Source organism: Corynebacterium marinum DSM 44953 (assembly GCF_000835165.1).
GTDB lineage: Bacteria > Actinomycetota > Actinomycetes > Mycobacteriales > Mycobacteriaceae > Corynebacterium > Corynebacterium marinum.
This window is the reverse complement of sequence record NZ_CP007790.1, coordinates 2,163,803-2,175,596: the sequence shown is the minus strand read 5'-3', so window position 1 is coordinate 2,175,596 and position 11,794 is coordinate 2,163,803. Positions and strand designations below refer to the sequence as shown.

The window sequence follows — 11,794 nt, the reverse complement described above, 5'->3', positions numbered from 1 at the left end:
TCCAGCCTAGGATCTCCCGGCCACGCAGGCGTAGCGTTGAGGAATATGATCTTCTTCTACGACCGCGACTGCACCTTCTGCCGCGCCGCCGCGGGAAGACTCGCCCGGCTCGCCCCGCTTATCGACGTCGCCCCGCTCCCGCTGCGGCACCACGCCGTCTTCCGCGCCGGGGGCGTCGACGAACTGGGTCACCGCGCCATCGGGCGCGCCCTGGCCGTCGGCGGCCGGGATCCGTGGGTCCGGTTCGCCGGCCGGGTGCTGTGCCTGCGGCCCCTCGACCGGGTCTGGGGTGCGGCCTACCGCTGGGTGGCGGCGAACCGGGGGCGTCTGCCGGTGCCCCGGGAGCTCTAGGATTTGACCATTTTCTGGATGGCCTTCATCGCCTCCTGAATCTTCGCCTCCGCGGCCTCCCCGTCCACCTTGGCGGCCCCGGCGACGCAGTGGGAGATGTGGTCCTGCAGGAGTGCCAGGGCGACGTTCTCCAGGGCGGACGTCACGGCGGAGACCTGCGTGAGGATGTCGATGCAGTACTGGTCCTCGTCGATCATCCGGTGGATGCCGCGGGTCTGCCCCTCGATCCGCTTCAGGCGGGCCAGGTATTTCGCCTTGTTCTCGTTGTAGCCGTGGACATTCGGCTCATGGCAGGAGCAGCTCTCCTGGTCGGTGTTCTGGTCGTGCTCTCCGGTGCTCATGATTTCCCGCCTGTCCTCGAATCGTCCTACTGCTTCTCAGCCTAGATCAGGACTGCCCTCTGAAACATGCCGGGGCCAGCGGTTTTTGCGCAACGGGGATAATGAAGTAATCTTCTTGTCAGTCGCATGTCCCAGAGGGTTTCTGGCGAACTTGACTGGCCCCCATCGTCTAGTGGCCTAGGACACCGCCCTTTCACGGCGGCGACACGGGTTCGAATCCCGTTGGGGGTACTGAGGATTTATCCTCAACACAAATCTGGCCCTGTGGCGCAGTTGGTTAGCGCGCCGCCCTGTCACGGCGGAGGTCGCGGGTTCAAGTCCCGTCAGGGTCGCAGATGACAAGGCCCCCGGTTGTTTCCCTGAAACAGCCGGGGGCTTTCCGCATGCCCGGCCGAGATGTTCGGCTGATCGCTAAAATGCTCCCTGAGCTGGTGATTTGTCTTTGTTATTCGGCTCTGTGTAATGTTACATCTCGTTGCAACGGAGCAATCCGGAGCACACAGGAGCAAGGCCCTGTGGCGCAGTTGGTTAGCGCGCCGCCCTGTCACGGCGGAGGTCGCGGGTTCAAGTCCCGTCAGGGTCGCAGAGATTGTCTTCTGCGACAGTCTTCGGCCAGATAGCTCAGTCGGTAGAGCGTCCGCCTGAAAAGTGGAAGGTCGCCAGTTCGATCCTGGCTCTGGCCACAGTTCAGCCCCTTCCCGGTGATCCACCGGGAAGGGGCTTTCTGCGTCTGCGGGGGCGGGGGTGAATCCAGGTGGTGCGCTACCCGGTGTCGTGAAGGCATAATGGTTGTTCGATACATCACATCGTCACTATTTGAGGAGGACGCCCGTCATGGCGGACAAGAACTTCGACATCACCCACAACGAGGGCAAGAAGCGTTTCGAGATCGCCGTGGACGGCCGGGAGGCCGGCTACGCGTCCTATGTTCCCCGTGAGGGCAACGTGCTGGACTTCAACCACACCGTGGTCGACCAGGCGTTCCGTGGTCGGGGGCTGTCCACTCCACTGATCAAGGCAGCGCTGGACTGGGCGCGCGACGAGGGCGCCTCCGTGCGGACGACGTGCTCGGCCGTGGAGCACTTCGTCAACAAGAACGAGGATTACCGCGCCATCTGCGTCGAGTAGGCCGGCTGGGACGTCGAGAGACGCCGAGAAGGCCCCGGGAGAGTTATCTCCCGGGGCCTTCTGCGTTTTTCAGATGCTGTAGTCGACCGGATCGCTCGCGGTGTAGTAGTCCGGGTCGACGAGCTTGATGCGCTCGCTCTGGCGGCGCGGACGGTTCTTCGCCGGGATGCCTGTGGCGATGTGCTCCGGAGGAACATCCTTGGTCACCACCGCGTTGGCTCCGATCGCGGAACCCTCGCCGATGGTGATGGGGCCGAGGACCTTCGCGCCGGCGCCGATGGTGACGTTGTCCTCGAGGGTCGGGTGGCGCTTGGTCTGCGTGAGAACCTGACCGCCCAGGGTGACGCCGTGGTAGAGCATGACGCCGTCGCCGATCTCCGTGGTCTCGCCGATGACGATGCCCATACCGTGGTCGATGAAGAAACGGCGGCCAATCGTCGCGCCCGGGTGGATTTCAATCCCGGTGAAGAAGCGGTTCGCCTGCGCCAGGATGCGGGCGGGGCCGCGGAAGCCCCGGGTCCACAACCAGTGGGACACGCGGTGCGCCCAGATGGCGTGGAGACCCGAGTAGACGATCGCGTTCTCGATGTCACCGCGTGCGGCGGGATCGTGCTCGCGTGCGTTCTGGAGGTCTTCGCGGATTGTCCGGGCGATGTGCAGCAACAGCATGTCCCAGAGTCTACCTAGTCGCGGATGTCCTCGTACAGAATGGTCGAGACGTAGCGCTCGCCGTAGTCGCAGACGACGGTGACGATCGTCTTGCCCGCGTTCTCCGGCTTCTTCGCCAGCTCCAGGGCGGCCCAGACGTTGCCGCCGGCGGAGATTCCACCGAGGATGCCGTCCTTGACCGCAAGTTCGCGGGAGGTGGCGATGGCGTCCTCGTTGGAGACGGTGATGACGTCGTCGAGAATCTTGCGGTCGAGCACCTCGGGGATGAAGTTCGCGCCGATGCCCTGGATCTTGTGCGGGCCGGCCTTGCCTGCCGACAGCAGCGGGGAAGCGGTCGGCTCGACGGCGTAGACCTGGGCGTCCGGGTTGCGCTCCTTGAGGACCTGGCCGACGCCGGAGACGGTGCCGCCGGTGCCCACGCCCGCGACGAAGATGTCGACCTTGCCGTCGGTGTCGTTCCAGATCTCCTCCGCGGTGGTCTCGCGGTGGACCTTCAGGTTGGCGGGGTTGGCGAACTGGGAGGCCAGGATGGCGTTCTCCTGCTCTGCGACGATCTCGTTGGCCTTGTCCACCGCGCCCTGCATGCCTGCGGCGCCCGGGGTGAGGACGATCTCGGCGCCGTAGGCTCGGAGCATGACGCGGCGCTCGTTGGACATGGTCTCCGGCATGGTGAGGATGACCTTGTAACCGCGGGCGGCGCCGACCAGGGCGAGGGCGATACCGGTGTTGCCGGAGGTCGCCTCGACGATGGTGCCGCCGGGCTTGAGCGTGCCGTCCGCTTCCGCGGCGTCCACGATCGCCTTGCCGATGCGGTCCTTGACCGAGTTCGCCGGGTTGAAGGACTCGACCTTCACCAGAACCTCCGCCTGAAGGCCTTCGGTGATGCCGTTGAGGCGGACGAGCGGGGTGTGTCCGATCGTTTCGAGGATGTTGTTGTATACGGCCATGGAACTGTTCTCCTTGAGTGTCAGGTTCATTGTTGATCCGTTGCTGCAGCCATAGTACACCACCGGAATAGACAGGACGGTATGCACTACTTAGACAGAATGGTTTCCGCAGGCGGGCGGGGGTGTGGACGGCCGTGGGGGCGTCACCCCCTGGCGTTGTGCCATCTCTTCCGCAACGGTGGGACCGTGATCTGTGTAATCGGATTCCACTTACCCCCGGTAACGCGTTATAATGCCCATCTGAAGACACAGTTACCCCCGTCAATGTGTCCATTGGGTGCACCTGGACGGGTGTGCCCGGAGGAGGACGATTCATGATCGATTCGCAGAGAATCAAGGATGACGACGAAGCCGTCCGGGCGGCTCTCACCTCCCTGAAGACCGCGACCGGCATCCCCGTCACCATGTACGCGACGCTGCTGCCGGACAACCGGCTGCAGATCAGCCAGTGGGTGGGGCTGCGTACGCCGGCCCTGCAGAACCTCGTGATCGAACCCGGTTCCGGCGTCGGCGGGCGGGTGGTGACCACCCGCCGGCCAGTCGGCGTGTCCGATTACACGCGGGCCAACATCATCTCCCACGAGAACGACCGCGCGATCCAGGACGAGGGGTTGCATTCGATCGTGGCTGTGCCGGTGATCGTCAGCCGGGAGATCCGCGGCGTGCTCTATGTCGGGGTCCATTCCCCCGTGCGTCTGGGCGACAAGGTGATCGAGGAGGTCACCATGACCGCCCGCACCCTGGAGCAGGACCTCGCCGTCAATTCCGCCCTGCGTCGCGCCGAGGGCGGGAAACCCGGTATCGCGAAGTCCGGCCGCGTGATGAACGGCGCCGAGTGGGAACAGGTCCGTTCCACCCACTCGAAGCTGCGCATGCTGGCCAACCGGGTGGACGACGAGTTCCTCCGCAGGGAGCTCGAGCAGCTCTGCGACCAGATGGTGTCCCCGGTCCGGGTGAAGCAGTCGACCAAGCTCTCCGCCCGTGAACTCGATGTCCTCTCCTGTGTGGCGCTCGGCCACACGAACGTGGAGGCTGCCGAGGAGATGGGCATCGGTGCCGAGACCGTGAAGTCCTACCTGCGTTCAGTGATGCGCAAGCTGGGGGCCCACACCCGCTACGAGGCGGTCAATGCCGCGCGCCGGATCGGCGCTCTTCCCTGACGCGCTGATCCCGCCGAAGTTCGGGGCCGCGCGCCGGACCGGCGGACTCGGCTAGTGTCGGGAAGCGTGAAAGATCGATTTCTCGTCACCGGATGCGCCCGCCTGCAGGGCGCCGTCAAGGTCAGCGGCGCAAAGAACAGTGTCCTCAAGCTTATGGCTGCGGCTCTGCTCGCCGAAGGCACCACCACACTGACGAACTGTCCTGAGATTCTCGACGTCCCTCTCATGCAGCGCGTCCTCGAGGGGCTCGGCTGCACAGTCGTCATCGAGGGGGGCGTCGTGCGGATCACCACCCCGGCGGAGCTGAAGTCCGACGCCGACTTCGATGCCGTGCGGCAGTTCCGCGCCTCCGTCTGCGTGCTCGGTCCGCTGACCGCGCGTTGCGGCCGGGCGGTCGTCGCGCTGCCGGGAGGGGACGCGATCGGGAACCGCCCGCTGGACATGCACCAGTCCGGCCTTGAGAGACTCGGCGCCACCACCCGCATCTCCCACGGCGCCGTCGTCGCGGAGGTGGAGACCCTGCGGGGCGCCAGGATCAGCCTCGACTTCCCCTCGGTGGGCGCCACCGAGAACATCCTCACCGCGGCTGTCCTCGCGGAAGGTAGGACTGTGCTCGACAACGCGGCGCGCGAGCCGGAGATCGCCGACCTCTGCGAGATGCTCAACTCCATGGGGGCGCGTATCGACGGCGCGGGGACCTCCACCATCACCATCGACGGCGTCGAGAAGCTCGAGCCCACCGAGCACGAGGTCATGGGCGACCGCATCGTGGCCGGCACCTGGGCCTACGCCGCGGCGATGACCCGCGGCGACATCACCGTCGGCGGGATCTCCCCGCGGCACCTGCACCTCGCGCTGGAAAAGCTCAAGGTCGCCGGCGCCGACGTCGAAACCTACGAGAACGGTTTCCGCGTGCGGATGAACCGCCGCCCGACCGCCGTCGACTACCAGACACTGCCTTTCCCCGGTTTCCCCACGGATCTCCAGCCCATGGCGATCGGCATCTCCTCCATCGCGGACGGCATGAGCGTGATCACCGAGAACGTCTTCGAGTCGCGTTTCCGTTTCGTCGACGAGATGCAGCGGCTCGGCGCCCACGCCACCGTCGACGGGCACCATGTGGTCCTGCACGGTATTGAACAGCTCTCTTCCACGGATGTGTGGAGCTCCGATATCCGTGCCGGTGCCGGGCTGGTCCTCGCCGCCCTGGTGGCCGAGGGAGTCACCACGGTGCACGACGTCCACCACATCGACCGTGGCTACCCGAACTTCGTGGAAAACCTCCAGGCGCTGGGCGCCACGATCGAGCGCGTGGCCGAATAACCGGCGGGAACGAGGCCTCCAGGGTCCTTTGAGTGTCCTGAGCTGGCGATTTGCTTCTTTGGTCGATGAGTTCGTATAGTCATTCCCGTCGCCACGAACGGTTGCCGAGAGGTTACCGGGACGGCAACGGAACAAGAACTTCACCGGTTGGATTTGACACTGTCAGTCCGATACAGTAAAGTAGATCAAGCCGCTAAAAAGCCTTAACCCGTGAGGGTGAGGGTGGATGGTGTGCGTGTGTTGTTTGAGAACTCAATAGTGTGCCAATGTACTTTTGTTTGTGACTTTGGTTGTGTCGTTCATCGGCTGCATGTCCCCCTGGTGGGGGGTGTGTGGTGGGTGTGTGCCGGGTGGTACCTGCTGCAATGGGTGCCACTGTAAATAATGCGCGCGGTTGTTGTGATCGTGTGAGTTGTTGTGGTGCAGGCATGGATCATGGTCGCGTTTGGAAAGTGGCGGCCTCCGGATGCTTTTTCCCCGTCAGGGTTGGAGTGGGGGTCGTTTGTTTTTTGTGATCATGGCGTTTCCTGCTGCGCGGTTGTGTGGTGGGGGGTGTCTGTGGTTGTTTTTGATGGACAATTTTGTGTGCCATCGTCTCCGTTGTGGGGGTGGTGGTGTGCTGGTTGTTTGTTTTTGGTTGGGTTTTGGGCTTTTCACAGCTCTGATTTCTTCTGAAGTTTATTTTGTGGAGAGTTTGATCCTGGCTCAGGACGAACGCTGGCGGCGTGCTTAACACATGCAAGTCGAACGGAAAGGCCCCGCTTGCGGGGTACTCGAGTGGCGAACGGGTGAGTAACACGTGGGTGATCTGCCCTGCACTTCGGGATAAGCCTGGGAAACTGGGTCTAATACCGGATATGACCTTCTTTAGTGTGGGGGGTGGAAAGATTTATCGGTGCAGGATGAGCCCGCGGCCTATCAGCTTGTTGGTGGGGTAATGGCCTACCAAGGCGTCGACGGGTAGCCGGCCTGAGAGGGTGGACGGCCACATTGGGACTGAGATACGGCCCAGACTCCTACGGGAGGCAGCAGTGGGGAATATTGCACAATGGGCGGAAGCCTGATGCAGCGACGCCGCGTGGGGGATGACGGCCTTCGGGTTGTAAACCTCTTTCGACAGGGACGAAGTGAAAATGACGGTACCTGTATAAGAAGCACCGGCTAACTACGTGCCAGCAGCCGCGGTAATACGTAGGGTGCGAGCGTTGTCCGGAATTACTGGGCGTAAAGAGCTCGTAGGTGGTTTGTCACGTCGTCTGTGAAATTCCGGGGCTTAACCTCGGGCGTGCAGGCGATACGGGCAATACTTGAGTGCTGTAGGGGAGACTGGAATTCCTGGTGTAGCGGTGAAATGCGCAGATATCAGGAGGAACACCAATGGCGAAGGCAGGTCTCTGGGCAGTTACTGACGCTGAGGAGCGAAAGCATGGGTAGCGAACAGGATTAGATACCCTGGTAGTCCATGCCGTAAACGGTGGGCGCTAGGTGTAGGGGACTTCCACGTTCTCTGTGCCGTAGCTAACGCATTAAGCGCCCCGCCTGGGGAGTACGGCCGCAAGGCTAAAACTCAAAGGAATTGACGGGGGCCCGCACAAGCGGCGGAGCATGTGGATTAATTCGATGCAACGCGAAGAACCTTACCTGGGCTTGACATACACCGGACCGGCGTAGAGATACGTCTTCCCTTGTGGCCGGTGTACAGGTGGTGCATGGTTGTCGTCAGCTCGTGTCGTGAGATGTTGGGTTAAGTCCCGCAACGAGCGCAACCCTTGTCTTATGTTGCCAGCACGTGATGGTGGGGACTCATGAGAGACTGCCGGGGTCAACTCGGAGGAAGGTGGGGATGACGTCAAATCATCATGCCCCTTATGTCCAGGGCTTCACACATGCTACAATGGTCGGTACAGCAGGTCGCGAACTCGTGAGAGTAAGCCAATCCTTCAAAGCCGGCCTCAGTTCGGATTGGGGTCTGCAACTCGACCCCATGAAGTCGGAGTCGCTAGTAATCGCAGATCAGCAACGCTGCGGTGAATACGTTCCCGGGCCTTGTACACACCGCCCGTCACGTCATGAAAGTTGGTAACACCCGAAGCCAGTGGCCCAACCCTTGTGGGGGGAGCTGTCGAAGGTGGGATCGGCGATTGGGACGAAGTCGTAACAAGGTAGCCGTACCGGAAGGTGCGGCTGGATCACCTCCTTTCTAAGGAGCTTAAACAAATCCCGCACGACCGGTGGTCGTGTCCAAGGTGCCTGTCGGTTGGGGTTGCGAGTGTCAATCCGCCGGCATGAATAATCGGGTGGACGCGCACCGTCACGGTGGGCGATGACAGCCAGAAGATAAGTCATGAACATGTAGACGGGTATGTTGGCACGCTGTTGGGTGTCTGGGACAACATGGTTGTTTCGGTGATCATCTGTGACTTGTCGCCTGCTGGTGGGATGGTCTGCTGCCTCTTTGTGGGGGTGGTGGGGTGTTTCTGGTGGGTGGTGGGGCAGGTGGTGTGTTGTGTGAGAACTGTATAGTGGACGCGAGCATCTTTATTTTTTTGTGTGCCGTATGCGCCGATGATCCTGGTTGTGTTCCCTGTGTGGGGGTGTGGCCGGGGTGGGTGTGTGCGGTGTGTTTTGTTCGAGTAGGTTCACCTGCCGGCGCCCGTTGGGGTGGCCGGTGGATGTGTGTTTGTGTAAGGGCACATGGTGGATGCCTTGGCATACTGGGCCGATGAAGGACGTGTGAGGCTGCGTTAAGCCTCGGGGAGCTGCCAACAGAGCGTTGATCCGAGGATGTCCGAATGGGGAAACCCGGCCGCCGTGATGGGCGGTCACCCTTCAGTGAATTCATAGCTGTTGTGGAGGTTGACGCGGGGAAGTGAAACATCTCAGTACCCGTAGGAAGAGAAAATAACTTTAATGATTCCGTTAGTAGTGGCGAGCGAACGCGGATGAGGCTAAACCGTGTGTGTGTGATACCCGGCAGGGGTTGCGCATGCGGTGTTGTGGGATGCGATGTGGGTGGTCTGCCGGCCATCTGCGCGTGCATGCGTGGTCAGCGGAAGTGGTCTGGGAAGGCCCACCGGAGTGGGTGAGAGTCCCGTACGTGAAGACTGTGTGTGGCGTGTTGTCGTATTCCCGAGTAGCAGCGGGCACGTGAAATCTGCTGTGAATCTGCCGGGACCACCCGGTAAGCCTAAATACCCAGTATGACCGATAGCGGATTAGTACCGTGAGGGAATGGTGAAAAGTACCCCGGGAGGGGAGTGAAATAGTACCTGAAACCGTGTGCCTACAATCCGTCAGAGCACCTCTTGTGTGTGATGGCGTGCCTTTGGAAGAATGAGCCTGCGAGTCAGCGGCATGTCGCGAGGTTAACCCGGTGAGGGGTAGCCGTAGCGAAAGCGAATACTAACTAGTGTGGATTAGTGGCATGTCCTGGACCCGAAGCGGAGTGATCTACCCATGGCCAGTGTGAAGCGACGGTAAGACGTCGTGGAGGCGCGAACCCACTTAGGTTGAAAACTGAGGGGATGAGTTGTGGGTAGGGGTGAAAGGCCAATCAAACTCCGTGATAGCTGGTTCTCCCCGAAATGCATTTAGGTGCAGCGTTGCGTGGTGCTTGCCGGAGGTAGAGCTACTGGTTGGTTGAGCGGGACTACAATCTTAGCAATGTCAGCCAAACTCCGAATGCCGGTTAAGTTAGCGCAGCAGTGAGACTGTGGGGGATAAGCTTCATGGTCGAGAGGGAAACAGCCCAGATCGCCGGCTAAGGCCCCTAAGGGTGTACTAAGTGGAAAAGGATGTGGGATCGCGAAGACAGCCAGGAGGTTGGCTTAGAAGCAGCCATCCTTGAAAGAGTGCGTAATAGCTCACTGGTCGAGTGGTCCTGCGCCGACAATGTAATGGGGCTCAAGTACACCGCCGAAGCCGCGGCAATGATCTTCAGTGATCGTTGGGTAGGGGAGCGTCGTGCACGCGGTGAAGCAGTACCGTGAGGGGCTGTGGAGTGTGTGCGAGTGAGAATGCAGGCATGAGTAACGAATTGGCAAGTGAGAATCTTGCCCGCCGGATGACTAAGGGTTCCTGGGTCAAGTTCGTCTTCCCAGGGTGAGTCGGGACCTAAGGCGAGGCCGACAGGCGTAGTCGATGGACAACGGGTTGATATTCCCGTACCCGTGTATGTGCGCCCATGGTGAATCAGTGATACTAACCACCCATAATCCTTCCGTGTCGGGCTTTGCCCGGTGTGGTCGGGGCGTGCGTGGAGCCTGATCTGGTAGTAGCCAAGTGATGGGGTGACGCAGTGGGGTAGCCGTGCCACTTATTGGATTGTGGTGTAAGCGTGTAGCACGAGGGGACAGGTAAATCCGCCCCTCATACAAGTGTGAGACGTGATGCGTAGCCCCTTTGTGGGTGATGTCGGTGATCCCGTGCTGTCGAGAAAAGCCTCTAGCGATGTACATACATGGCCCGTACCCCAAACCGACACAGGTAGTCAGGTAGAGAATACTAAGGCGTTCGGGTGAACTGTGGTTAAGGAACTCGGCAAAATGCCCCCGTAACTTCGGGAGAAGGGGGGCCTGCGCTGGTGAAGCATCTTGCATGTGGAGCTGGTGTGGGTCGCAGAGAATAGAGGGAAGCGACTGTTTATTAAAAACACAGGTCCGTGCGAAAACGATAAGTTGATGTATACGGACTGACGCCTGCCCGGTGCTGGAAGGTTAAGAGGACCGGTTAGGGGAGTAATCCCCGAAGCTGAGAATTTAAGCCCCAGTAAACGGCGGTGGTAACTATAACCATCCTAAGGTAGCGAAATTCCTTGTCGGGTAAGTTCCGACCTGCACGAATGGCGTAACGACTTCCCTGCTGTCTCAACCACAGGCCCGGTGAAATTGCAGTACGAGTAAAGATGCTCGTTACGCGCGGCAGGACGAAAAGACCCCGGGACCTTCACTATAGCTTGGTATTGGTGTTCGGTTCGGTTTGTGTAGGATAGGTGGGAGACGTAGATCACATCACGCCAGTGGTGTGGGAGTCGTTGTTGAAATACCACTCTGATCGGACTGGACACCTCAACCTTGGCCCATGATCTGGGTCGGGGACAGTGCCTGGTGGGTAGTTTAACTGGGGCGGTTGCCTCCTAAATAGTAACGGAGGCGCCCAAAGGTTCCCTCAGCCTGGTTGGCAATCAGGTGTTGAGTGTAAGTGCACAAGGGAGCTTGACTGTGAGAGTGACAACTCGAGCAGGGACGAAAGTCGGGACTAGTGATCCGGCACCAACTAGTGGATGTGGTGTCGCTCAACGGATAAAAGGTACCCCGGGGATAACAGGCTGATCTTCCCCAAGAGTCCATATCGACGGGATGGTTTGGCACCTCGATGTCGGCTCGTCGCATCCTGGGGCTGGAGTAGGTCCCAAGGGTTGGGCTGTTCGCCCATTAAAGCGGCACGCGAGCTGGGTTTAGAACGTCGTGAGACAGTTCGGTCTCTATCCGCCGCGCGCGTAGAAACTTGCGGAAGGCTGTCCCTAGTACGAGAGGACCGGGACGGACGTACCTCTGGTGTGCCAGTTGTTCCGCCAGGAGCAGGGCTGGTTGGCTACGTACGGAAGGGATAACCGCTGAAAGCATCTAAGCGGGAAGCCTGTTTCAAGATGAGGTTTCATTTGAGGTTCCCCATAGATGATGGGGTTGATAGGCCGGATCTGGACGCACAGCAATGTGTGGAGGTGACCGGTACTAATACACCGACAACAACACACCACCCCCCACGTGTGGGAGGTGTGGACTTACGCACCGTAACAAAATCAAGCAAACACTCAAGGTTTGCCCGCGTCCACTATGCAGTATCTGACACAACACACCCGTATCACCGGGCACAC

The 11,794-nt window shown here is 60.6% G+C and carries 7 protein-coding genes, 4 tRNA genes and 2 rRNA genes; 10 read left to right on the top strand and 3 right to left on the bottom strand.

All coding sequences use genetic code 11. The features are described from left to right. Positions 1-45 precede the first annotated feature (45 nt). Positions 46-351 carry a hypothetical protein gene (locus B840_RS10320; protein WP_052491173.1) on the top strand — a complete coding sequence of 102 codons (306 nt, stop codon included), beginning with the start codon at positions 46-48 and terminating at the stop codon, positions 349-351. On the opposite strand, the gene B840_RS10315 is transcribed toward B840_RS10320, so the two are convergent. After that, complete coding sequence (locus tag B840_RS10315) at positions 348-692, bottom strand: metal-sensitive transcriptional regulator (RefSeq protein ID WP_042622051.1); 345 nt, start codon at positions 690-692, stop codon at positions 348-350. The two genes, B840_RS10320 and B840_RS10315, sit on opposite strands and share 4 nt — an antisense overlap. A gap of 158 nt (positions 693-850) precedes the next feature. On the opposite strand from B840_RS10315, the gene B840_RS10310 reads away from it, so the two are divergent. The 5 genes from B840_RS10310 to B840_RS10290 all read left to right on the top strand — a co-directional run bounded on the left by B840_RS10310 (position 851) and on the right by B840_RS10290 (position 1,820). After that, positions 851-923: transfer RNA gene (locus B840_RS10310), tRNA-Glu, on the top strand. Positions 924-950: 27 nt separating this feature from the next. Beyond that, positions 951-1,024, top strand: a tRNA-Asp gene (locus B840_RS10305). A gap of 177 nt (positions 1,025-1,201) precedes the next feature. After that, positions 1,202-1,275 (top strand) — tRNA-Asp (locus B840_RS10300). A 27-nt stretch (positions 1,276-1,302) separates the two neighbouring features. Then, positions 1,303-1,375 (top strand) — tRNA-Phe (locus tag B840_RS10295). Positions 1,376-1,526: 151 nt separating this feature from the next. Continuing rightward, positions 1,527-1,820 carry a GNAT family N-acetyltransferase gene (locus tag B840_RS10290; RefSeq protein WP_042622050.1) on the top strand — a complete coding sequence of 98 codons (294 nt, stop codon included), beginning with the start codon at positions 1,527-1,529 and terminating at the stop codon, positions 1,818-1,820. Positions 1,821-1,889: 69 nt separating this feature from the next. Here the strand turns inward: B840_RS10290 and epsC are convergent, their stop codons facing one another. Together epsC and cysK are read right to left on the bottom strand one after the other, a co-directional pair. Further along, on the bottom strand, positions 1,890-2,489 hold the full coding sequence (epsC, locus tag B840_RS10285) for a serine O-acetyltransferase EpsC (RefSeq protein ID WP_042622049.1): 600 nt from the start codon (positions 2,487-2,489) through the stop codon (positions 1,890-1,892). Positions 2,490-2,503: 14 nt separating this feature from the next. After that, positions 2,504-3,436, bottom strand: a complete 933-nt coding sequence (gene cysK / locus B840_RS10280; protein ID WP_042622722.1) for a cysteine synthase A — start codon at positions 3,434-3,436, stop codon at positions 2,504-2,506. Positions 3,437-3,753: 317 nt separating this feature from the next. On the opposite strand from cysK, the gene ramA reads away from it, so the two are divergent. The 4 genes from ramA to B840_RS10260 all read left to right on the top strand — a co-directional run bounded on the left by ramA (position 3,754) and on the right by B840_RS10260 (position 11,676). After that, entirely contained in the window at positions 3,754-4,596 is an 843-nt protein-coding gene (gene ramA, locus B840_RS10275; protein WP_042622721.1) for an acetate metabolism transcriptional regulator RamA, read from the top strand. A 66-nt stretch (positions 4,597-4,662) separates the two neighbouring features. After that, the gene (gene murA, locus B840_RS10270; RefSeq protein ID WP_042622048.1) at positions 4,663-5,919 is read left to right on the top strand and encodes a UDP-N-acetylglucosamine 1-carboxyvinyltransferase; all 1,257 of its coding nucleotides are present in this window, start codon (positions 4,663-4,665) and stop codon (positions 5,917-5,919) included. A 682-nt stretch (positions 5,920-6,601) separates the two neighbouring features. Continuing rightward, a 16S ribosomal RNA gene (locus B840_RS10265) occupies positions 6,602-8,119 on the top strand. Positions 8,120-8,593: 474 nt separating this feature from the next. After that, positions 8,594-11,676, top strand: a 23S ribosomal RNA gene (locus B840_RS10260). Together the 16S and 23S rRNA genes form the textbook arrangement of a ribosomal RNA operon. Positions 11,677-11,794: the final 118 nt, after the last annotated feature.

What these genes read in the sequence shown, in the direction of transcription:
- B840_RS10320 (WP_052491173.1), top strand. Translation starts at nt 46, where the DNA reads ATGATCTTCTTCTACGACCGCGACTGCACCTTCTGCCGCGCCGCCGCG.
- B840_RS10315 (WP_042622051.1), bottom strand. Translation starts at nt 692, where the DNA reads ATGAGCACCGGAGAGCACGACCAGAACACCGACCAGGAGAGCTGCTCC.
- B840_RS10290 (WP_042622050.1), top strand. Translation starts at nt 1,527, where the DNA reads ATGGCGGACAAGAACTTCGACATCACCCACAACGAGGGCAAGAAGCGT.
- epsC (WP_042622049.1), bottom strand. Translation starts at nt 2,489, where the DNA reads ATGCTGTTGCTGCACATCGCCCGGACAATCCGCGAAGACCTCCAGAAC.
- cysK (WP_042622722.1), bottom strand. Translation starts at nt 3,436, where the DNA reads ATGGCCGTATACAACAACATCCTCGAAACGATCGGACACACCCCGCTC.